This window comes from Goodfellowiella coeruleoviolacea (assembly GCF_024171785.1).
GTDB classification, from domain to species: Bacteria; Actinomycetota; Actinomycetes; order Mycobacteriales; family Pseudonocardiaceae; genus Goodfellowiella; species Goodfellowiella coeruleoviolacea.
Map to the genome: position 1 here is coordinate 1 of NZ_JAMTCK010000035.1, position 22617 is coordinate 22617.

20 protein-coding genes are annotated in these 22617 nt (G+C 71.6%); 14 read left to right on the top strand and 6 right to left on the bottom strand.

What is annotated here, in order from left to right:
• Positions 1-488 precede the first annotated feature (488 nt).
• From LX83_RS37165 to LX83_RS37175, 3 genes are all read right to left on the bottom strand, one after another.
• Positions 489-662, bottom strand: coding sequence for a hypothetical protein (locus tag LX83_RS37165; RefSeq protein ID WP_253780805.1), 174 nt, complete (start codon positions 660-662; stop codon positions 489-491).
• Positions 663-1194: 532 nt separating this feature from the next.
• Complete coding sequence (locus LX83_RS37170; protein ID WP_253780808.1) at positions 1195-1869, bottom strand: response regulator; 675 nt, start codon at positions 1867-1869, stop codon at positions 1195-1197.
• Positions 1866-3254: a sensor histidine kinase gene (locus tag LX83_RS37175; protein ID WP_253780810.1), complete on the bottom strand. Its 1389-nt coding sequence runs from the start codon at positions 3252-3254 to the stop codon at positions 1866-1868. Before LX83_RS37175 ends, LX83_RS37170 begins: the two co-directional genes overlap by 4 nt.
• Before the next feature lie 167 nt (positions 3255-3421).
• Here LX83_RS37175 and LX83_RS37180 point away from each other — a divergent pair, with 167 nt between their 5' ends.
• Positions 3422-4261 carry an ABC transporter permease gene (locus tag LX83_RS37180; protein ID WP_253780812.1) on the top strand — a complete coding sequence of 280 codons (840 nt, stop codon included), beginning with the start codon at positions 3422-3424 and terminating at the stop codon, positions 4259-4261.
• Between the two features lie 58 nt (positions 4262-4319).
• Positions 4320-5576 carry an alpha/beta hydrolase family protein gene (locus tag LX83_RS37185; protein ID WP_253780814.1) on the top strand — a complete coding sequence of 419 codons (1257 nt, stop codon included), beginning with the start codon at positions 4320-4322 and terminating at the stop codon, positions 5574-5576.
• 383 nt (positions 5577-5959) lie between these two features.
• Here LX83_RS37185 and LX83_RS37190 read toward each other — a convergent pair whose 3' ends face one another.
• The 3 genes from LX83_RS37190 to LX83_RS37200 are packed head-to-tail and all read right to left on the bottom strand — an operon-like array spanning position 5960 to position 8911.
• A complete protein-coding gene (locus LX83_RS37190; RefSeq protein WP_253780816.1) occupies positions 5960-6667 on the bottom strand; it encodes a LutC/YkgG family protein in 708 nt (235 codons plus the stop codon).
• Positions 6660-8093 carry a LutB/LldF family L-lactate oxidation iron-sulfur protein gene (locus LX83_RS37195; protein WP_253780818.1) on the bottom strand — a complete coding sequence of 478 codons (1434 nt, stop codon included), beginning with the start codon at positions 8091-8093 and terminating at the stop codon, positions 6660-6662. Before LX83_RS37195 ends, LX83_RS37190 begins: the two co-directional genes overlap by 8 nt.
• Positions 8072-8911, bottom strand: coding sequence for a (Fe-S)-binding protein (locus tag LX83_RS37200; RefSeq protein WP_253780821.1), 840 nt, complete (start codon positions 8909-8911; stop codon positions 8072-8074). Before LX83_RS37200 ends, LX83_RS37195 begins: the two co-directional genes overlap by 22 nt.
• Positions 8912-9048: 137 nt before the next feature.
• Between LX83_RS37200 and LX83_RS37205 the strand changes: the two genes are divergently transcribed.
• The 12 genes from LX83_RS37205 (at position 9049) to LX83_RS37260 (ending at position 22535) form a co-directional block, all read left to right on the top strand.
• A complete protein-coding gene (locus LX83_RS37205; RefSeq protein WP_407649770.1) occupies positions 9049-10311 on the top strand; it encodes a sensor histidine kinase in 1263 nt (420 codons plus the stop codon).
• A 391-nt stretch (positions 10312-10702) separates the two neighbouring features.
• Entirely contained in the window at positions 10703-11602 is a 900-nt protein-coding gene (locus LX83_RS37210; RefSeq protein WP_253780823.1) for a S49 family peptidase, read from the top strand.
• Between the two features lie 197 nt (positions 11603-11799).
• Positions 11800-12645 (top strand): LytR/AlgR family response regulator transcription factor, encoded by an 846-nt coding sequence (locus tag LX83_RS37215; RefSeq protein WP_253780825.1) that lies wholly within the window; start codon positions 11800-11802, stop codon positions 12643-12645.
• Positions 12646-12671: 26 nt separating this feature from the next.
• On the top strand, positions 12672-13238 hold the full coding sequence (locus tag LX83_RS37220; RefSeq protein WP_253780827.1) for a hypothetical protein: 567 nt from the start codon (positions 12672-12674) through the stop codon (positions 13236-13238).
• 236 nt (positions 13239-13474) lie between these two features.
• A complete protein-coding gene (locus LX83_RS37225; protein WP_407649771.1) occupies positions 13475-15313 on the top strand; it encodes a sodium/solute symporter in 1839 nt (612 codons plus the stop codon).
• 200 nt (positions 15314-15513) lie between these two features.
• Positions 15514-15888, top strand: coding sequence for a DUF485 domain-containing protein (locus LX83_RS37230; RefSeq protein WP_253780830.1), 375 nt, complete (start codon positions 15514-15516; stop codon positions 15886-15888).
• Complete coding sequence (locus LX83_RS37235) at positions 15885-17513, top strand: solute symporter family protein (RefSeq protein ID WP_253780833.1); 1629 nt, start codon at positions 15885-15887, stop codon at positions 17511-17513. The genes LX83_RS37230 and LX83_RS37235 overlap by 4 nt, the downstream gene beginning before the upstream one ends.
• Before the next feature lie 496 nt (positions 17514-18009).
• Complete coding sequence (locus tag LX83_RS37240) at positions 18010-18528, top strand: SigE family RNA polymerase sigma factor (protein ID WP_253780835.1); 519 nt, start codon at positions 18010-18012, stop codon at positions 18526-18528.
• Positions 18528-19517 carry a hypothetical protein gene (locus LX83_RS37245; RefSeq protein WP_253780838.1) on the top strand — a complete coding sequence of 330 codons (990 nt, stop codon included), beginning with the start codon at positions 18528-18530 and terminating at the stop codon, positions 19515-19517. Before LX83_RS37240 ends, LX83_RS37245 begins: the two co-directional genes overlap by 1 nt.
• Before the next feature lie 195 nt (positions 19518-19712).
• Entirely contained in the window at positions 19713-20036 is a 324-nt protein-coding gene (locus LX83_RS37250; protein ID WP_253780841.1) for a rhodanese-like domain-containing protein, read from the top strand.
• A 105-nt stretch (positions 20037-20141) separates the two neighbouring features.
• Positions 20142-21299: a DUF4328 domain-containing protein gene (locus LX83_RS37255; protein WP_308204133.1), complete on the top strand. Its 1158-nt coding sequence runs from the start codon at positions 20142-20144 to the stop codon at positions 21297-21299.
• A 96-nt stretch (positions 21300-21395) separates the two neighbouring features.
• Positions 21396-22535, top strand: coding sequence for a glycerophosphodiester phosphodiesterase (locus tag LX83_RS37260; protein WP_253780843.1), 1140 nt, complete (start codon positions 21396-21398; stop codon positions 22533-22535).
• Positions 22536-22617 lie beyond the last annotated feature (82 nt).

Below are 22617 nucleotides of genomic sequence, written 5' to 3' on the forward strand. Positions count from 1 at the left end.
CACCGGGGTGGGGGTGGTGGTGTTGGACTTCGGGCGGGTCCTTGCCATGCTGGTGGTGCCATTCTGTTCGCTGGTACGGCTGGATGGCACGCCACCGGGACTGGCGGTCGGACAGAACAGTGATGGGTTGCCTGGGGCTACAGGCTCCTATGAGGTCACGGTCGCCAGGCCTGGTGCGCGCCTGGTGGGTCCCCACGCCCGGACGACAACTCTCGCGAAAGGCACCCCGGTATGCGGGGGCCGGTTGACATTCTGGTCAGACCGGGCGGGAGGACCACCAGTGACATCCTCCAGGACGCCAAACCCCATCATCACTGTTGACATCTCGCGCAGGCCCAAACGGGTGAACGAGCGCGCCCGGTGCCCCGTGTCCGGCGATACCGCGGTCCGCGACCCCGTGCCGTCCGGCGGTGCCACGGACTCGTCCGCCGCCGACGCACCCGTGGCATCGCCCAGGTGATCACCGTCGACCAGTTGATCAACGGCCGCTACGGGGAGCACCCGCCGACCGGCGCGGCCAACGCCCCGCAGTCGCGGGTGTCCCGGCTGTGCCACGGGCTGCGCGCCACGGGCTGCGCGCCGCGGCCGGCACCGGCGACCTGGTCGAGTTCCACCCGACCGGCTGCCGGCTGGCCGTGGACCCGGAGGCGGTGGACACGCACCGGCCCACCCGCCTCGCGCCGGACGGTGGGGCGGGCCACCACGCCGTTCCTGCATATGAGAATTCGCGGGGCGTTCACCGGGACAGGTTGTCATCGAGATTTGGCGAAATCTGGCTTCAGAACCGGGATCTGCCTGCCGATGGTGAAGTAGGGCGGCGCGCCAGGGAAATTACCTGGCGTTCGAAAGGTGAAAGAAAGACGCTGGGGGTGTCTTTTAGCATTGGAGAGGTACATGCGCTGCTTATTATGACGCGCCACTGGCTTCCGGTCGCCGACCAGGCGGCGACCAGCGATGACGTCGGTCGGGACAGCGGATGAACAGGGACCAGCCTGATCTCGCGCACCGCGCGCGGGGGTGGCTGGTGTCGAGGTTCATCCGCGGTCACCGCAGTGGCACCAACTACTCAATCCGGTCAGCCGATTCGGTGACCCGTCGATATGGTCGCGTTTGCCCGTCGCATTCTGGTGATCGTCGCCGGGTCGTCCCCGTGCGGCGGGTGTGGCGCGCCAGGGGCGAGCCCGGCGCCGGTGGTCAGCGGGGCGCCGCGGTGACCAGGCCGGTCTCGTAGGCGACGATGACCAGCTGGGCTCGGTCGCGGGCCTGCAGCTTGCCGAGCAGCCGCCCCACGTGCGTCTTGACCGTCGCCAGGCTCAGCCGCAGGTGCTCGGCGATCTCCGTGTTGGACAGTCCGCGGGCGATGAGGGCCAGGACCTCACGCTCCCGGTCGGTCACACCGTGCAGTTCCCTGGCGATGGGCCGGGCCGGTTCCGGCCGGCTGGCGAACTCGGCGATCAGCCGTCGGGTCACGGTCGGGGCGAGCAGGCTCTCCCCAGCCGCGATCACCCGGATGGCCGACAACAGGTCGGCCGGCGGGGTGTCCTTGAGCAGGAAGCCACTGGCACCGGCGCGCAGCCCCGAGTACACGTACTCGTCCAGGTCGAACGTGGTCAGGATGAGCACGCGCACGTCAGCCGTGTCGGGTGAGCCGCAGATCTGTCTGGTCGCGGCGATCCCGTCCAGCTCAGGCATGCGCACGTCCATCAGGACCACGTCGGGGCGTTCCCGGTTGGCCAGCTCCACCGCCTGCGCTCCCGTGCCCGCCTCGGCCACCACCGCCAGGCCGGGCGCGGAGTCGATGAGCACGCGGAAGCTGCCGCGCAGCAGGGCCTGGTCGTCGGCGACGAGCACCCGGATCGGTTCGGTCACGGCTGGGACTCCACACTCGGCTGTCGTTGTCCGGTCCGCCGCTCCACCGCGGCCGGCTCGTCGGCTGGCGCCCCGGTCCGCGCCGTCGTCGGCTCGTAGGGCAGGCGTGCGGACACCGCGAAGCCACCCTGGGGGCGGGGGCCGGCGTGGAACGAGCCGCCGAACACCATGACCCGCTCCCGCATGCCCACCAGTCCGTGCCCGCTGCCCGGCACCAGCCCGGGGGGCGGCGGCCCGCCTCCCGGCCCGCCGCCTCCCGTTCCATCGTCGGTCACGTCGATCCGCACCTCCCGCGGACCCACCACGACCACCACCCGGCAGCGGGCCGGCCCGGCGTGCTTGGCCACGTTGGTCAGCGACTCCTGCACGATCCGGTACGCCGACAGCTCAACGCCCTGCGGCAGTGCGCGCGAGCCCCGCACGTCCAGGTCGACCGCCACGCCGGCCAGCCGGGCCCGCTCGGCCAACTCGGGCAGCCCAGTCAGCCCCGGCGCGGGCGCCAGCAGTGCCGCGCCCGCCGTGGCGTCCGGGCCACCCTCGGGCTGGTCACCGGCACCGGCCGCGCCCGGCGGATGCCCGGTGCCAGCCGGCCCCCGGCCACCCAACTCCGGGTCAGCCGGCTCGGTCCGCAGCACGCCCAGCAACCGGCGCATGTCGTTCAGGGCGCCCCGGCTGGTCTCCTCGATGACGCGCAACGCGTCCCGCGCCTCAGCGGGCCGCGCCTCGGCCACGTGGTTGGCGATGCCGGCCTTCACCGCGATCAGGCTCATGCTGTGCGCCACGATGTCGTGCAGCTCACGCGCGATGCGCAGCCGCTCGTCGGTCAGCGCCTGCCGGGCCGCCTGCGCCGCGGCCCGCGCCGTCGACTCCCGGCGGTGGCGCACCGCGCGGCCCAGCGCCCACGCCCCACCCAGCACCAGGCAGGCCAGCGCGACCAGGCCGGGCAGGGCCGCCCAGGACTCCCCACCGGTGAGCAGTTGCATGGTGATCAGCGCGGCCACCGCGCCGAACAGCGACACCACCAGCGCGGGCGCGGACCGGCGGCGCGGCTCGACCAGCGCCACCAGGTAGAGCGCGAGGCTGGCGGCGATGAACGGCTCGCGCATCAGGTTGACCGCGGTGGACACCACGGAGGCGGCCAGCACCACGCCCCACACGGGCAGCGGGGCGTACCGGCGCACCGCGAGTGGCAGGCCCACCAGCACCCCCACCAGCACGGCCAGCCAGAGCGGTCCGGCGAAGGCCGGCCGTCCGTCGTCCACCGGGTCCAGGACGATGCCCAGGTAGGTGGCGGTCACCACGGCCCCGGCGATGATGTCCAGGACCACCAGGTGGGCCCCGCGCAGCCAGGAACGGAACAGGTGGCGCAGGCCGGGCTTGTCCATGGCCACGACGGTATCCGCCGAGGTCGTCGGGCGCGTCGGACCAGCGGAGGTCATCCCCAGGGCTGACGTCCCCGCTCAGGCACCGGCAGGATGCGACCAGGGGCGCAGCCACAGGTCCGGTCCACGGCCCGATGTGCCGGAGCCGGCCGCGCGGGACGGTTGCTGACGTGAACCCGACGCCCGCACCCCCGACCAGACACCCACCTCGGCCCCCGGCCCTCGGCGCGGTCCCGATCAGGGACGTGATCGCCGCGGAGTGGTTGAAGATCCGCTCGGTCCGGTCGACCCACCACATCCTCGTCGCCCTGGCCCTCGCAGTGCTGGCCGGAGTCGCGGTGGCCAGCGCCATGGTGGCCGACTGGGACACCAGCCCACCCGCTGACCAGGCCGTCTTCGGCACCGCCAACGTCGGCATCCTCACCATCCCGTTCGCCCAGTTCTGCCTGGCGGCGCTCGGCGGCCTGGCCGTCACCGCCGAGTACGGCAGCGGCAGCATCCAGCCCAGCCTGGTCGCCGTGCCGAGGCGGCTGGCGCTGCTCGCCGGCAAGGCGGTGGTGGTCGCGGCGGGCACCCTGGTCGTCGGGCAGCTCGTGGCGTTCGTGTCGTTCGCGGCCACCTGGCTGATCGTCGGCGACCGGCCGCCGCCCATCGCGCCATGGCAACCCGGCGCCGCGGCCGACGGCATCGCCGTGACGCTCAGCGCTGGGCTGTCCCTGGTGGTGGCCGGGCTGGTGGGCCTTGGCATCGGCACCGCCGTCCGGTCCACCGCCGGCATGCTGGTCACGGTCACCGCGCTGCTCTTCGTGCTGCCGTCGGTCGTCGAGTTCCTGCCGGGACCCTGGGGCGACCGGCTCGGGGCGGTGTCCCTGACCAACCTCGTGGTCGAACTCGCGGGCACCCTGCCCGACGCCCCGCTCTCACCCGTGGGCGCGCTCGCCGCCCTGGCCGGCTACGTGCTGCTCGCCCTCGGCGCGGGTGCCGTGGTGCTCACCCGGCGCACCGGCTGACCGGCCCCGACAGCTGCTTCACCTGACTTTCCGCCACCCGTCAACCCGAGGAGAGAACGTGCGTCGAGCACTGCTGACCTGCCTGCTGGCCGCCACAGCGGTGGCCGTGACCGCTGGCCCGGCCACCGCGGTACCGGCTGAACCAGCCCTGGCCGCGCCGACCGCGGCGGGGCCGACCCTGGCCGGGTTCACCCTGCCCCGGCCGACCGGGCCGCACCCGGTGGGCACCACCGAACTGCACCTGGTCCAGCACGGGCGCGCCGACCCGTGGGTCCCCGACCAGACGCGCGAACTGATGATCAGCGTGTGGTACCCGGCCCAGCGCAGCCCGCGCTCCCCGGTCGCCGGCTACCTCCCGCCGGACCTCGCCGACCACTACGCGGAGCACCCGCCACTGGGGCTGCCGGCCGGTCGGGTCGACTGGCGCGGCGTCCAGACACAGGCGCTGACCGGTGCCCCGGTCAGCGGTGCCGGCTACCCGGTGGTGCTGTACTCGCCCGGGGTGGGGGTCTCCCGGGCGTTGGGCACGGTCCTGGTCGCGGAGCTGGCCAGCCGCGGCTACGTGGTGGTGACCGTTGACCACACCCACGAGACCGAGGTCGCGTTCCCCGGTGGCCGGGTCGAGCCCACGCGGGTCCCGTTCGACCAGCCCGACACCGACGGGCAGAAGTCGGCGCTGCTGATGGACAGCCGCGACCAGGACATCCGGTTCGTGCTCGACCAGTTGACCGTGCTGGCCGCCGGCGGCAATCCCGACGCGGAACAGCGCCGACTGCCCAGTGGGCTCGGCCGGGCGCTGGACATGGCGAACGTGGGGATGTTCGGGCACTCCGGCGGCGGGGTCACCACCGGTCGGGTGATGTACGCGGACCGGCGGGTGGACGCCGGCATCAACATGGAGGGCTTTCTGGAGTTCGGCAACACCAGACCGGAGAACGGCGTGGACCGGCCGATCTTGATGATGGGCGCACGATCCCACGAGCAGCAGCCACCGCTGTACGGCAAGCCCCGCACGCACCTCACCGACCCGTCCTGGGCGACGTTCTGGGCGCACTCCACCGGGTGGAAGCTGGACCTGAACGTGCCCGACGGCCGGCACTACACCTTCACCGACGCCCAGTGGTTCCTGCCGCAGCTGGCCGGTCCGCTGGGCATCGACAACCAGGCCACCATCGGCACGGTGGACCCGGTCCGGATCACCGCCGCCGAGCGCGCCTACACCGCGGCGTTCTTCGACCAGCACCTCAAGCACCGGCCGCAGCCCCTGCTGACCGGCCCGTCGGCCTGCTACCCGGACGTCAGCGTCATCCGCTGACCAGCACCAGGCAGTGGGCATCACCCGGTGCCGACCGGGGCTGGCCAGGGGCGCCCGCCGACGGGTGCGTGGACAGCGAGTGGCGCACCCGCCAGCGCTGCACGGGCGCCCGTGTGCACGGCCTCCGGCCGGCAGGCGCGCGGGTAGAGCGCACGACTTCCGTTCGGTAGGCGCGCGGGTGGGGCGGGTAGCACGGCTTCCGGCCAGGCGGCCGGGTTTCACCCGAACGTGTCACGAGTTGTCCACAGCCCGCTGAGTTGTCCACAGCCGAGCGCCGAGGTGGTGTTCCCGCAGGTGGGGGTGGGTAGGCTGGACCCGGGGTCGCCCCCCAGGGAAGGGTGGGGGCTGGCCGGAGGGCGGGTTGAGCGGATCGCCGACGCGGGTCAGGCGCTGGGCTCGACCAGGATGACCTCCAGGGTGCGCGGGCCGTGCACGCCCTCCACCCGGTCGAGTTCGATGTCGCTGGTGGCGGACGGGCCGCTGATGAACGTCAATGGGCGGGCCGGGTTCAGCCTGGCCACCCCCTCCGGCACGGTGCCGACAACCTGGTTCGCGTGTACGACACACAGGTGGTAGTCGGGCACCAGGGTCAGTGCCCGGCGTCCCTGGGCCGCGCCGGCGTCCAACACGATGGTGCCGGTCTCGGCGATGGCCAGGGCGCAGCCGGTGAGCACGCCGTCCGCACCGTCCAAATCGGACACGGACAGTGCGCCGCCGCCGTCCTGGTCGGACGCGCCGTCCAGCCGCCAGGTCACCCCGGGCACCTGCCACTCGCGCGGCAGGTCGGCCGGGCCGACCATGGTCCGCACCCCGCGCTCGGCGAGCACGGTCGCGATCGTGTCGACCAGTTCGGCCTCGGCCACCCGGTGCACCACGGCCCGGTAGTCGACCACCCGCTCGTCCAGCAGGTCGAGCACGGTCGCGAACCCGGCGGGCAGCTCCCGGTGGCGGTGGTAGTCGCGGGGGATCTCCGGGGCGAGCGGCCGGTCGGCCAGCGCGGTCCGGACGCGCGCCAGCACCTCGGCGCGGGCGGCCCGGTTGCGGGCCGACCGGGTGTGGTCGGGTGCGACAGGCTCGTCGGGGTCAGCCACGGTTGCGCCTCCACCAGGTGCGGAACGACTCCTTGGGCGGCTCGGGCACGTCCCGCGCGGACGTCCACCGGGAACCCGGCCACGGCAGCTGGCTGATCCGGCCGTCGTGCGCCAGGAACCGGGCCAGCGAACCGGCCTTCTGCGCGGCCTCGTAGCGCTTGGGGTCGGTCATCACCCAGGCCGCCGCGGCCATGGCCACCGCCTCCGGGGCCAGGCGGCCCTTGGCCCGCACGGCCCGCTCCCGCAGGTGCACCAGCACCTCGGGGATGTTGATCCGCACCGGGCACACCTCGTAGCACGCCCCGCACAGCGAGGACGCGTACGGCAGGGACGCCGCCTGCTTGTCCTCGGGGTCGTTGACCAGCTGCGGGGTGAGGATGGCACCGATCGGCCCCGGGTAGACCGAGCCGTAGGCCTTGCCGCCGGTGCGCTCGTAGACCGGGCACACGTTCAGGCAGGCCGAGCACCGGATGCAGCGCAGCGCCTGGCGGCCAACCTGGTCGGCCAGGGCCGCGGTCCGGCCGTTGTCCAGCAGCACCAGGTGGAACGCCTGCGGGCCGTCGCCGGGCGTGACCCCCGACCAGATCGAGGTGTAGGGGTTCATCCGCTCGGCGGTGGACGAGCGCGGCAGCAGTTGGAGGAACACCTCCAGGTCCCGCCAGCTGGGCACCAGCTTCTCGATGCCGAGCACGGTGATCAGGGTCCGCGGCAGGGTCAGGCACATCCGGCCGTTGCCCTCGGACTCGACCACGGCGATCGACCCGGTGTCGGCCACCGCGAAGTTGCCGCCGGAGATGGCCACCTTGGCCGACAGGAACTTCCGCCGCAGGTGCTGGCGGGCGGCCTCGGCCAGCGCGCGCGGGTCGTCGGACAGGTCGGCCGGCACCTCGGGCATCTCCCGCTGGAAGATCTCCCTGATCTCCGCGCGGTTGCGGTGGATGGCCGGTACCAGGATGTGCGAGGGCCGGTCGTGTCCCAGTTGGACGATCAGCTCGGCCAGGTCGGTCTCGATCGCGGTGACCCCGCCGGCGGCCAGCGCCTCGTTCAACCCGATCTCGGCGGTGGCCATGGACTTGACCTTGACCACCTCGTCGGCGCCCTCGGCGCGGACCAGGTCGAGCACGATCTGGTTGGCCTCGGCGGCGTCGCGGGCCCAGTGGACCACCCCGCCCCTGGCGGTGACCGCGGCCTCCAACCGTTCCAAGTAGACGTCCAAATTGGACAAGACGTCGTCCTTGATGGCCTCGCCGGCCAGTCGCAGCTGTTCCCAGTCGGACAGCTCGGCGACCGCGTTGGCCCGCTTGGTCCGGATGGTGGTGGTCGCCTTGCGCAGGTTGCGCCGCTGCTGGGTGTTGCTGAGCGCCTGGTGCGCGGCCTTGGGAAAGGTCGGGCTGCCCAGCCAGGTCACCGGGTTCGTGCGGGCCACGGTTCCTCCTCCGTGCTGGCCAGGATCTCCGCGAGGTGCACCGTGCGCACCCCGCTGCGCAGCCGGGACAGCCCGCCGCCGATGTGCATCAGGCAGGAGTTGTCCCCGGCGGTGAGCACCTCGGCGCCGGTGTCCAGGACACCGCGCATCTTGTCGGCCAGCATGGCCGTGGAGGTCTCGGCGTTCTTGATCGCGAACGTGCCACCGAAACCGCAGCAGGAGTCGGCGGCCGGCAGCTCCACCAGGTCCAGGCCGCGGACCGCGCGCAGCAGCCGCAACGGCTTGTCACCGACCCCCAACATGCGCAGCGAGTGACACGTCGGGTGATACGTCACCCGATGGGGGAAATAGGCGCCCACGTCCTCCACCCCGAGCACGTCGACCAGGAACTCGGAGAGTTCGTAGGTCCTGTCGGCGGGCAGCTCCGGCCGGTCCCGCCCGGTCCCGGTGGGACCGGCTCCGGCGTGAGCTGTCCCGGTGTGACCGGTTCCGGTGTGGCCGGTTCCGGTGTGGTTGGCCCCGCACAGCTTCGGGTGCACCTCGCGGACCATGCCGGCGCACGAGCCGGACGGCATGACCACCGCGTCGTAGTCGCGGAACAGCCGCTCGTAGGCGTCGGCCAGTGGGGCGGCCTGGTCGGCGTAACCCGTGTTGTAGTGCATCTGACCGCAGCAGGTCTGCTCCAGCGGGAAGTCCACCGCGCAGCCCAGCCGTTCGAGCAGTCGCACCACGGCCTGGCCGGTCCGCGGGTAGAACAGGTCGGTCAGACACGTGGCGAACAACGCTACGCGCAGGTTCTTCCGCTCCACCGTTCGCACGGCTCCACCCTGCCTGGCGATTCATCGGATGTCTACTCGACGCGCACGAAACCTCGGGTAACCGATGGTTGGCGCTAGCTCGCTCTGCGTCATGGCCACCCTTGCCGAACCGGCCCCATTCGTCGGAGCATGGTGGCGTGGCCGAGCTGTTGACCGAAAGCCGCGTGCTCGGTGGCATCGCGATGGTGGCCGTACTCGGCCTTTTCGTGCTGCTCTGCCGACAGCGCCGCGTGAGCACATCCGTCGAGGACGCCGTGATGGACATGCTCCACCGCATGACCAAGGCGTCCCCGGACCTGCGCGAGGGACTCACCCAGGAGGCCGCGGACAAGGCGACCCCGCACCTGCGCGAGATGCTGCGCTGCGTGGCCGTGGGCATCACCGATCACGAGGGCACCCTGCTGTCCTGGGACGGCGGCGCCAACGACCACTACGAGTACCTGCGGGAGCCCATCGAGAAGGCGATCAGCAACTGCCGCAAGGAGCACGTCGACCACAACAAGATCAACTGCGAGTTGCGCGGCCCGTGCGCCATGCGCAGCGCCATGATCGTGCCGCTGCTGGTCGAGGGCGACATCAAGGGTGTGCTCGTGGTGGTCAGCGGGGTCGCCGGCAAACGCCAGGTGCGCATGGCCGGGGAGGCCGCCGCGTTCATCACCGCCCAGCTCGAACTGGCCATGCTGCAGAAGAGCCGCCAGCAGCTGGCCCAGGCCGAGGTCAAGGCGCTGCGCGCGCAGATCTCCCCGCACTTCGTCTACAACGCGTTGAACACCATCTCCTCGCTGATCCGCACCGACCCGGAGCACGCCCGCGAGCTGCTGCAGGAGTTCGCCGAGTTCACCCGCTACTCCTTCCGCACCGACGGCTTCTTCACCACCCTCGCCGACGAACTGCGCAACATCGACCGCTACCTGACCATCGAGCGGGCCCGCTACGGCCCCGAGCGGTTGAACGTGCGGCTCAAGATCGCCCCCGAGGTGCTGTCGGTGGTGCTGCCGTTCCTGGTGCTGCAGCCGCTGGTGGAGAACGCGGTCCGGCACGGGCTGGCCCGCAAGCCCGGTGGCGGCACGCTCACCGTGATCGCCGAGGACAACGGGGCCGAGGCGCTGATCAGCGTCGAGGACGACGGCGTCGGCATGGATCCCGACCGGCTCTCCGACGACCTGCAGGACGCCCACACCACCGGCGCGCACGTGGGCATCGGCAACGTCAACGACCGGATGCGCGCGGTGTTCGGCGAGGAACACGCCCTGGTGGTGGAGACCGCGCCCGGCGCAGGCATGAAGGTGATCCTCAAGGTGCCCAAGTTCAGCCCTGGGGTGTGGCCCACTCTGGGCCTGATGCAGCGGGGCGACGAGCCCTTCACCGGGGAACAGCCGGTGGTGCGCACCGGTGGGTGAGCTGCGCGAGGCGACAGCGAGTGAGCATCGCAGGGCCGTCAGGCCCGAGGAGCGGAGCGAGTGCGGATCGGCTGGCGGAGCCAGGCGAGAGCCTGGTGTGGCGGAGCCGAGCAATTCGGCGCAGAGCGGTGCCGTTTGGCGGAGCTGGCCGACCGCCGGGCGCGCCGTCGGCGCGGCACCCACATCCCGGGTGTGATCAGGGCTATTCTGGCTCGATCAAGCGTTAAGGGGTGAAGCCACATGCGGACAGACGCACCCGAGCGGGTCCGTATCTGCGTCAAGTGCGCGACCAAGGGCCACCGGACCTGTCAGTGCGGGGCCAGCAAGCTGCCGCCGCTGTGGCCGGCGAGCCACCCGGTGCCAGCCTGAGCATGTCCGTACTGTCGTCGGTATGAGCGCGACCGAGAAGCTCACCGACAAACTGGCCGCCCGGTTGCCCAAGCTCGGCGACCGGGTTGATCGCTCGCCCGTGGTCGCCGCAGTCCGGCTGCACGGCGTGATCACCGCGTCACCCGCCCCGATGGCCCGGCACACCATCAGTCTGCAGAACAGCGAGTCCGCCCTGACCAAGGCGTTCGCCCACGACCGGCTGGCGGCCGTCGCCCTGCTGGTGAACTCGCCGGGTGGCGCGCCCACCCAGTCGGCCCTGGTCGCCGAGCGGGTCAGGGGGCTGGCGGCGGAGAAGAACGTGCCGGTGCTGGCGTTCTGCGAGGACATCGCCGCGTCCGGCGGCTACTGGCTGGCCTGCGCCGCCGACGAGATCTACGCCCACCGCACCTCCCTGGTCGGCGGCATCGGCGTGGTCAGCTCGGGTTTCGGCATGGAGGGGTTGATCGAGCGGTTCGGGGTGCAGCGGCGCATCCACACCGCGGGCACGCACAAGGTGCGGCTCGACCCGTTCCAGCCCGAGGACCCCGAGGACGTGGCCTGGCTGCGCGGGCTCCAGGACGAGCTGCACGAGCAGTTCCGCGACTGGGTGACCGAGCGCCGAGGGGGCAAGCTGCGCACGGCCGAACCCGATCTGTTCTCCGGTGAGGTCTGGACCGGGGGCAAGGCACTGGAACTCGGCCTGGTGGACGGCCTCGGCACGCTGCGCCAGGTGGTGGGCGAGCGGTTCCCCGGGGCCAGCGTCACCGTGGCCGAACCCCGCCGGCCGCTGTTGGCCAGGCTCGGCCTCGGCGGTTCGACCTCGGCCAGGAGCGGCGGCGGTGCCGGGCTCGCCGCGGAAGGAGCCCTCGCCGTGGTCCAGGCACTGGAACACCGCGCGATCTGGTCCCGGTTCGGCCTGTGAACCGTGGTCCCGCCGGCGGCAGCCGGAGGGGGCCGAACGGCCGGGCCGAGTGCGGCCGCTCGGAGTCTTCAGCACGGACAGCCGGACGGTTTTTCCCAGTTCGGCCGGGCAGGTGTCGACTCGTTCATATCTTTTTGGTGCCATCACCCGCACAGATGGGTAATAGGCCGTGGACATGAGGCGGGGGGATCGGCAGGATGCGCGTCACAGTGAGTACTCAGGACAGCACCGCCGGCCTCCTCGTCCTGGCAGTCGACGACGAGGCCCCTGGCTTGAGCGAGATCAAGTACCTGCTGGAGAGCAACCCGAGGATCAGGCGGGTGCTCACCGCGGTGGACGCCTCCGAGGCACTGCGGATCCTGCGCGGCGGGTACGACCCGGAGGTCACCGAGCGCACCAAGGCCGGCCTGGCCCCGGTGGACGCGGTGTTCGCCGACATCAACATGCCCGGGCTGAGCGGCATCGACCTCGGCAACGTGCTCAGCGCGTTCCGGATGCCCCCGCTGCTGGTCTTCGTCACCGGGGTGGACCAGGCGATCAACGCCTTCGACCTGGGCGCGGTGGACTACGTGCTCAAGCCGATCGAGGACGGCCGGGTGGACAAGGCCGTCGACCGCGTGGTCAAGGCCCTGGCCATGATGAACAACACCGCGGTCGAGCCCAAGCCCGACCAGCGCGACGACGAGGTGATCCCGGTCGAGCTGGGCGGCACGGTCCGGCTGGTGCCCCGCGCCTCGGTGCACTGGGTGGAGGCGCAGGGCGACTACGCCCGGCTGCACACCGAGGACCGGAGCAGCCACCTGGTCCGCATTCCCCTGGCACAGCTGGAGGAGCGCTGGGCCAACGCCGGGTTCGTGCGCATCCACCGGTCCTACCTGGTGGCCCTGCCGCTGGTCACCGAGCTGCGGATGACGTCGAGCGGCTACGCCGTGGTGATCGGGTCCGGTGACGACGCCAAGGAACTCCCGGTGAGCCGGCGGCACACCAGGGAACTCAAGGACCGACTGGTCCGCTCGCCCAAGAGCGGCTGGACGTCGGCCTGACCAAGGAACAACCCGGTGACCAGGAGATGAGCGGCGAGCACGGTTCGACCGGCCAGGACGCGGGACAGCCACCCGGCCAGCCACCCGAACACCCGAACGAACACCCGAACGACGAGCCGGACCGGCAACCAGCGCACCAGCCGGACGGGGTGTGGGCACCGGACCGGCAACCGCCGGCCCGACCGGCGCGCGAACCCTGGCAGCTGTTCGCCGACCCGGACACGCCCGCGCGCAAACCGCGGCGCAAGCGCGTGGTGCTGGCCGACTCGCGCCGCCGCGGCCGGGTGCTGCGCACCATCATCGACCTGGAGGAGCAGACCAGCGTCGGTGAGAAGCTGGTGGAAGACCTGGTGAGGACGCAGGCCAAGGCCGCGTTCGGGCTGGCGGCACTGGTGGTCGGCGCGCTGGGCGCGTTGCCGCTGGCCTTCTACCTGTTCCCGCCGCTGGCCGAGGTCAGCCTGGCCGGGGTGCGGCTGCCGTGGCTGCTGCTGGCCGTGCTGCCCTATCCGGTGCTGTACGCGATCGGGCACTGGTACCGGCGGCTGGCCGAAGCCAACGAGAAGGACTTCGTGAACACCGTCGACCGGAACTGAACACCCACCCTGCCCCGCTGCACCGGACCGGACTGGACTGGCACTGGACTGGAGACCGGACCACACCGGACCTGGCCCGGTGGCGGGAACCGCTCGACAACCGGACGAAGGCCAGCACCGCGGGGGTTTTCCCGCTGGTTTCCCCTCGGTGGTGCTCCCCCGATCGGGGTCGCCGGGTGGATGAGACCATTCAGGGCGACAGCCACACGCCGTGAGCCGAGCGGGGACGTGGGTACGTGGACAGGAACATGTGGGGAGTTGGCGCCCTCGCGTTCGTCGCCGTGCTCACCTTCCTGCTGGGTTTCGTCGGCGCGCGCAAGGCCAACACCACACCCGACTTCCTGGTCGCCAGGCGGGCCGTGTCGACCACCCGCAACGCCGCGGCCATCTCCGGTGAGTACCTGTCGGCCGCGTCGTTCCTCAGCGTGGCCGGTCTCATCCTCAAGGACGGGGTGGACGCGCTGTGGTACCCGATCGGCTTCACCGCCGGCTACCTCGCGCTCATGCTGTTCGTGGCCGCGCCGCTGCGCCGCTCGGGCGCCTACACCCTGCCCGACTTCGCCGAGGCCCGGCTGGGCTCCACCCGGCTGCGCCACTGGTGCACGTTCTTCGTGGTCTGCATCGGCGTGCTCTACCTGGTGCCGCAGCTGCAGAGCGCCGGGCTGACCCTGACCACCGCCACCAGGCTGCCGACCTGGGTGGGTACCGCGGTGGTGAGCGCGGTCGTGGTGGTGAACGTGCTCGGCGGTGGGATGCGCGCGATCACCCTGGTGCAGGCGTTCCAGTACTGGGCCAAGCTGCTCGCCATCGCCGTGCCCACGTTCGTGCTGTTCGCGGTGTTCCTGGGCCGGCCGGACGCGGGTGAGCAGGCGCAGGCCAGCGACCGCCCGCCGGTGTTGACCGAGGCCAAGACCATCACCCTGCCGGAGAGCGTCCGGTTACAGGTCACCGAGCCGATCACGCTGACCGTGCACGGCGTGGTCCGCGGTGAACAGGTCGACGCACGGGTGTACTGGGCGCCGGGCAGCTACGAGGTCGGCGCCGGCACCGAACTGGACTTCACCGCCGGCAGCACCGTGCCGGTGGTGGAGGGCTCACCCACCCGCAGCGTCAACTGGCTCACCCCGCAGACCGGCGGGTTCAACGAGCTGTTCCAGACCTACTCGCTGATCTTCGCCACGTTCCTGGGCACCATGGGCCTGCCGCACGTGCTGGTCCGCTTCTACACCAACCCGGACGGCCGCGCGGCCCGGGGCACCGCACTGCACGTGCTGTCCCTGCTCGGGCTGTTCTACCTGTTCCCCACGGTGCTGGGCGTGCTGTCCCGGCTGTTCCTGCCCGAGCTGCTGGTGACCGGCAAGACCGACACGGCCGTGCTGATGCTGCCCGAGGCCATGCTGCCCGGCATGGCCGGCCAGATCCTCGGGGCGGTGGTGGCCGCCGGCGCGTTCGCCGCGTTCCTGTCCACCTCGTCCGGGCTGTTGGTCAGCGTGGCCGGGGTGGTCTCCACCGACATCCTGCGCGGCCGGGTGCGGGAGTTCCGCTGGGCCACCGTGCTGACCGGGGCGGTGGCCGTGAGCCTGGCGCTGGTGCTGCCGCGCAGTGACGCGTCCATGACCGTGGCCATGTCGTTCGCGCTGGCCGCGTCCACGTTCTGCCCGCTGCTCGTGCTCGGCATCTGGTGGCGCGGGCTGACCTGGGTGGGCGCGGTGTCCGGCATGGTGACCGGCGGCGGCCTGGTGATGGTGGCGATGGTCGGCAGCGTGCTGTCCTCCTACCGCGGTTCCGAGCCGCACGCGCTGCTGCAGCAGCCGGCCCTGGTCACCGTGCCGGTGGCGTTCCTGGTGATGGTCGTGGTGAGCAAGGCCACCAGCCGGCTGCTGCCCGAGGACGTGAGCCGGGTGCTGCTGCGGATGCACGCGCCGGACCGGCTCGGCTTCATGCGGGACCGGGACGTGGCGCGGTTCGGCACCGACGAGGAACGCGCCCGCGCCGCGAGCGGTGGCGGCCGGCACCGCCGGCTCACCCTGCGGCCGCGGAGCCGCACCAGCGAACAGCAGGGTGACGAAAAGTAATCGTTCGGGTAGCGCGACTACTCTTCGTGTGTTTATTTCGTTGTCGAGTGGCGTAGGTCACGCCATTTTGGTACTCGTCTGGCGAGAACGACCGCTCAACGCATCACCCGACAGGTTGGGCGCTTGTCCCCAAACGGAGGCTTACCACGTGACCTAGATCTCTTTACGGTGCATCGGCATCCGATCACGGGAGGGGAAGCGTGAGCACCACGGAAAGCACACCCGGTGACCGTGGCCCGGCCGCTGGAACCGAACAGGGCCCGGCCGCCGAGGACTGGGCCCGGGTCCAGTCCAGCCCGGAATTCGTCCAACTGCGACAACGGCTGCGGAGCTTCGTCTTCCCCATGACAGGGCTGTTCCTGGCGTGGTACCTGCTCTACGTCCTGGTCGCCGACTACGCGCACGGGTTCATGTCCATCAAGTTGGTCGGCAACATCAACATCGGGCTGGTGTTCGGCCTGCTCCAGTTCGTGTCGACCTTCGTGATCACCGCGCTCTACGTCCGCTACGCCAACCGCAGGCTCGACCCGGTCGCCGAGCGGATCCGCCAGGAGATCGAAGGAGGGGCCCGGTGAACGTGAGCGTTGTCGCACAGGCCGCGCAGAGCGTCGAGGGCAGCAACCCGGCGCTGAACATCGGCATCTTCGCGGCGTTCGTCGTGGTCACCCTGGTGATCGTGTTCCGGGCCAGCCGCAACACCAAGACCGCCACCGACTACTACGCCGCCGGCAGAGCGTTCACCGGTCCGCAGAACGGCATCGCCATCGCCGGCGACTACCTGTCCGCGGCCTCGTTCCTCGGCATCGCCGGAGCCATCGCGGTCAACGGCTACGACGGCTTCCTGTACTCGATCGGGTTCCTGGTGGCCTGGCTGGTGGCGTTGCTGCTGGTCGCCGAACTGCTGCGGAACACCGGCCGGTTCACCATGGCCGACGTGCTCAGCTTCCGGATGCGCCAGCGCCCGGTGCGCACCGCCGCCGCCCTGTCCACCCTGACGGTGTCGTTCTTCTACCTGCTGGCCCAGATGGCCGGCGCCGGCGGCCTGGTCGCGCTGCTGCTCGGCATCACCGACCGCGGCTACCAGGCGCTGGTGATCGCCGTGGTCGGCGTGCTGATGATCGTCTACGTGCTGGTCGGCGGCATGAAGGGCACCACGTGGGTGCAGATCATCAAGGCGGTGCTGCTCGTCATCGGCGCCGCCGCTATGACCCTGTGGGTGCTCGGGCGCTACGGGTTCAACCTGTCCGGTCTGCTCGGTGACGCCGTTGCCAAGGGCGGCGCGGCCGGCGAGGCCCTGCTCAACCCAGGCAAGCAGTACGGCGCCACCGGCACCAGCCGGCTGGACTTCCTGTCCCTGGGCCTGGCCCTGGTGCTGGGCACCGCCGGCCTGCCGCACGTGCTGATGCGCTTCTACACCGTGCCCACGGCCAAGGACGCCCGGCGCTCGGTGGTGTGGGCGATCTGGCTGATCGGCATCTTCTACCTGTTCACCCTGGTGCTCGGCTACGGCGCGGGCGCACTGGTCGGCCCGCAGCGGATCAGCACCGCCCCGGGCGGGGTCAACTCGGCCGCCCCGCTGCTGGCGCAGGCCCTGGGCGGGCCGGTGCTGCTCGGGCTGATCGCCGCGGTCGCGTTCGCCACCATCCTGGCCGTGGTGGCCGGCCTGACCATCACCGCGTCCGCGTCGTTCGCCCACGACATCTACGTCAACGTGATCAAGAAGGGCCAGGTCGACGACAAGCAGCAGGAGGTGCGGGTCGCCCGGATCACCGCCGTGGTGATCGGACTGGTCTCGATCGTCGGCGGCATCGTGGCCAACGGGCAGAACGTGGCCTTCCTGGTGGCCCTGGCGTTCGCCGTGGCCGCGTCGGCCAACCTGCCCACGATCCTGTACTCGCTGTTCTGGAAGCGGTTCAACACCACCGGTGCGCTGTGGAGCATCTACGGTGGCCTGGCCGTCACCATCGTGCTGATCGTGTTCTCCCCGGCGGTCTCCGGCGCCAAGAACGCGATGTTCCCCAGTGTCGACTTCCACTGGTTCCCACTGCCCAACCCGGGGATCGTGTCCATTCCGGTCTCCTTCCTCCTCGGCTACCTGGGCACGGTTCTGTCCAAGGAACCCGTCAACCAGGCCAAGTACGCCGAGATGGAGGTGCGCTCGCTGACCGGAGCCGGCGCGGAGAAGGCGGTGTCGCACTAGCCGAACAGGCAGGTCGCGCCCACCTTGCCGCGCACAGCGGGCGGCCGATGAATCCGCGGGTGCTCCGCGTCCGGTCAGCGGGAAAACCGGACGCGGAGCACCTCGGACCACGAGTTGCCGTGCTGTGGTTGGCCGCGCTGTGGGTTGCCGTGCTGTGGTTGGCCGTGCTGTGGGTTGCCGCGCTGTGGTTGGCCGTGCCGTGTCGGTCAGCTCAGCCCGCACTGACGCGCGCCACCAGCGTTCCCGCTGTTTCCGCGCGCCCCCGGCGCAGTCCCTTGCGGAGTCCCTTGGCGCAGCCCCCGCCCTCCCAGGGGGCGTCCCCTGGACCAGCCTATCGACCCCACCCCGCCGACAGGACCACCTGATTCAAGCCTGTGGATAACTCCACGGGCCTGTGGATAACTGTGCTTCCTCGCGCCAGCCCCCAGCCCGCCCGTGCAACCTCCCCCCGCGCGTCGGCGTAACACAGCTGACCGCAGACAGCAGGAGGAACCGGGTGGCACGGCACGATGACTTCGCTGACTTCTTCGCCGCGCGGTTCGACACGGCCCGCCGCACCGCGTACACGCTCTGCGGCAACTGGGCCGACGCGGAGGAGATCGCCCAGCACGCCTTCGTCCGCATGTACACCCGGTGGGCCAAGGTGCGCAGGGACACGGCAGACGCCTACCTGCGCACCGTGCTGACCCGTGTCTTCCTGGACGGCAAGCGGCGGAACCGGCAGCGCGAGGTCATCCAGGCCGAGCCGCCGGAGCAAGCCGTCCAGCCCGAGACGGCGGCCACCGAAGACCGCGACGCGCTGCTCGCCGCACTGCACCAGGTGCCGGCCAAGCAGCGCGCGGCACTGGTGCTGCGGTTCGTGCATGACCTGTCCGTTGAGCAGACAGCCGAGGCACTCGGCTGCTCGGTGGGCACGGTGAAGAGTCAGACGGCACGTGGCCTGCGCACGCTCCGCGAGGCGTACCGCAGGCAAGCCGTCGAGCTTTCCGTGACGAAGACCCCGGAGTGTGCGTGATGTGCGACGACGAGCAAGACCTGCCGCAGGAGTGGCGCGGCACCCTGCGTTCGCTGCTGGATCAGCCCAGCCCGCCCAGCACCACCGACCTTGACCAGCTCATCCGACTGGGCAGGCGTCGACTCGTGGCACGGCGCCTGGTCGCGGCCGTGGGCGTGCTCGCCGCGGTGGCCGGCATCGGCATCGGCGCGGCGGTCACCGGTGGGCTGCGCACGGGTGAGGTGGGCAGCGCGGTCCAGCCCACCCACGGTGCCTCCCTCACCACCACGACCTCGGACGCGAGCCTGCCCACCGACTGGCAGAAGCCCACCGGCATGCCCACCGAGGTGCCCTACGGCACGTGGTCGCCCGCGCCCGGCGAGCCACTGCCCAGCGGGGCGACCGCCATGGTGGCCCCGCTGTGCAAGGCGACTGACGACCCCACCTTCGAAGCCGCCGGCGTCGAGGTCAGCCCGCAGGTCCGGCAGGCGGTGGTCGAGGCGGTCACGCTGACCGCTCCGCGGGCAGAGGTCGGCCAGGCGGTCAGCGTGGTCGGGGAGGCCGGTCAGGACGGCCAGGCAGCCGCTCCCGAGGACGCTCCGACAGCCACCGCCACCACCCTGGTCGACGTGACCGACCGCGACGGCACCGGCAGCGTCTCCGTGCGGGCCGGGCTGACCAGGGCCAGGCCGGAGGAAGCCGCCGACGCGCAGGTGTTCGTCCAGGGCAACTGCGAACCGCCGGTCCGCCGGGTGCTCGACAACGGCACGGTCCTGCAGCTCTACCCGGTGCGGACCAGCGGCCCCTACCAGTCGCTGACCCAGGCGCTGCGCCTCTACACACCCGCCGGCATGGCCTACGAGGTGGCTGTGCACAACTGGGGCAGCCCCGATCTGTACCAGGCCAGGGAGGGCGTGCCGAGCAAGCGGGTCAGCCCGGGGCGCGCCACGCTGCCCCTGACCGAGCGGCAGCTCGCTGAGATCGGGACGGCCGTCGCGGCGGTCGCCTGAGGGAGCGGGTGGCGCCTGATCCGCCAGGCGCCACCCGCCGATCCGCCGACCGCGACGCGCGACCAGCACCACACCGCGGGTGACGTGCGGAGGCCGCGCGCCCCGCCCCCGGTGAGGCGGCAGGACGGGGTTAACCGCACGCCCACGGATTCCGTGGCAGCATCTAGCGGTGTGAACCCGCAGAGCGTGCCAAGCGTGTCGGTGTCGGAGCTGCCCGACGAGTTCCCCGAGGGGACCGTCCTGCTGGATGTCCGGGAGGACGACGAGTGGGAGGCCGGGCACGCGCCCGAGGCACTGCACATCCCCATGGGCGAGTTGGCCGGCCGGCTGGACGAACTGCCCGAGAACGGCGACGTCTACGTGATCTGCCGCAGCGGCGGTCGCTCCGCCCGGGTCACCGCCTACCTGAACGACAACGGCTGGGACGCGGTGAACGTGGACGGGGGGATGTCGCGCTGGGCGGTGGCCGGGCGGCCCCTGGTCGGTGAGTACGAAGGCGTGCCCCCGCAGGTCATCTGAGTCCCCGAGAGTGCAACCAGCCGGAGCGAGTTGCCGACCCGAGTCGGCTTCCCGCCTGAATCGTCAACGCGCCTGGAGTGGCGGGCTTACCGGACGGAGGTGACCGTGCGAGCCGAACCGTCGGTGCCGCAGTACCCGGCGGCCCCACAGTCGGGGGCCCACTACCCGGCTGGGGGCCACCACCCGGGCCAGCACCACCCGTACCCGGGGCAGGCCCATCCGGGAACCCCCCAACACCCGCTGCCCCAGCACGAGCCGGTGCCCGCCCCCGTGCCCCAGCACCCCGGCCAGCAGCACTTCGGTACCCACTACCCGGCGCCGCACCACCAAGCGCCGCACCACCCGGCGGCCCAGCACCAGGCTGTCCAGCACCACGTCGCCCACGACTGGGTGGCCAGCCCGCCGCCGGGCGCCTACCCGCGTCGACCCGCCCGCCACGCTCCGCGCTACTCCGGCCCGCCCGCCTACCCCGTGCCACCGCGCTGGGGTTTTCCCCTGGTCACCTGGCGTTGGCCCACCTCGCTGCCGGGCACCGCCTGGGACGAGGCCAACCCGGTGGACCGGGTCCGGATGCTGACCGGTGCGGTGCGCAACGCCCTGCTGTTCACCGCGGCCATGGCCGGGTGGGCCGCCGGCAGTGAGATCTGGCGCTACGTGCTGCTGGTGCTCAGCCGGTACGGCCCCCTGTCCGAGGGCCTGGTCACCACCTCGGACGCGATGGTCGTCGCCTCGTCGCTGCTGGCGGTGGTCGCCGCGGTGCTGGCGGCCGTGCTGCTGCTGCTGTGGTCGCAGCGGGCCAGGCAGGCCGCCGCGGTCAACGCCGGATACGCCCTGTCGCGACCGCAGTGGCAGTTGGTGGTCGGCCTGCTGGTGCCCGGGGTGAACCTGGTGCTGCCCGGCTCGGCACTGGCGGAACTGGAACACGCCGCGCTGCGCCGGCCCGCTGGTGAACGGCCCAGGCCGTCCCGACTGGTGCTGGGCTGGTGGGCGGCGTGGGTGGCCGGCGCGGTGCTGTGCGTGCTGACGCTGGGCTGGGCCTTCCGCGACGGCGTGCAGGCCATGGCCGACGGGGTGCTGCTGCACGCCGTGACCGACCTGGCCGCGGTCGCCGTGGCGGTGGCCACCCTGCTGGTGGTCAGGCGGATCAGCGCGCTGCTCGCCCCGGTCGACCTGGCCAGCGTGCGACTGATGCGGGTGATCCGCGTGCAGGGAGCGCCGGAACCGCCACTGCGTGCCGTCCGGATGGCTGGTTCTCCTCGGTAGGCCACCCGTCCACTACCTCGTCGTTACCTCGACCTGTCACCGTGCCGAGTCGTGCTCGTGTTCGCGGGCACCGCAGCCGGTGGAGGTGACGACCGAATGATCGGTGCAGGACTGATCGGCACGACAACACTCCCCAGCAGGACATCAAGGCCAAGAGCCAGGACATGGGGTGCCAGGGCGCTGGGGGTCGTGGCGCTGGCGGTGGCCGTGAGCACGGGCGTGACCGGGGTGGCGCCGGCCGCCCCGGCGACAGCGGTGGCGGGCCGCCCGGTTCGGGACTTCGACCTGCAGGCCCACCGCGGCGGGTTGGGACTGGTGGTGGAGGGCACCCTGCCGGCGTTCGCCAACGCACTGGAACTCGGGGTGACCACCCTGGAGATGGACATCCAGATCACCGAGGACGGCCGGGACGTCGTCACCCACGACCGCAGGATCAACCCGGCCAAGTGCCAGGACACGCGGCCGGCCGTGCCCGGGGATCCCGACTTCCCCTACGCCGGCAAGTACATCAAGGACCTGACCTTCGACCAGGTCAGGACGCTGGACTGCGGATCGCTGGCCCAGCCCAACTACCCGGGGCAGCGGACCGCGCCCGGCGCCCGGATGCCCACGCTGGCCGAGGTGTTCGCGCTGGTGCGGCAGTACCGGGCGTGGGACGTCCGGTTCAACATCGAGACCAAGGTGGAGGCGGCGGCCCCGACCGAGACCGCGCCGAGGGAACAGTTCGTGCGGGTCGCGGCCAGGGAGGTCGTCAGGTCCGGGTTCCTGCGCAACGTGACCATCCAGAGCTTCGACTGGGGCGCGCTGCGGCTCATGCGTCAGGTGGAGCCGCGGCTGCCGCTGGTCGCGTTGACCCAGCCCGAGTTCCTGCGCGGACCGAACGGGACGCCGTCACCGTGGCTGGGCGGGCTGAACATCGACGACTTCGGTGGCAACGTGGTCGCCGCGGCCAAGAGCATCGGGGTCAGCGCGTTGTCCCCGGTTCACGGCAACCCGCAGAACGGGACCGTGAACGACCCCGACTACCAGCCGTTCACCACCGAGGAGATGGTGCGGCAGGCGCACGCGGTCGGCATGCGGGTCATCCCGTGGACCACCGACGACCCGGCGACCATGAACAAGCTGATCGATGACGGGGTGGACGGGATCATCACCAACTACCCCGACCGGCTGCGCACGGTCATGGCCGAGCGCGGGTTCCGGTTGCCCAGGGCCTACCACCGGCACCACTCCTGACCCGAGGCACCAGCCAACCCAGCTCAACCAGCGCTGACCCGCAACGGTGCCGGTGGTCCGCTCGCGGCCAGCGAGCCAGGCC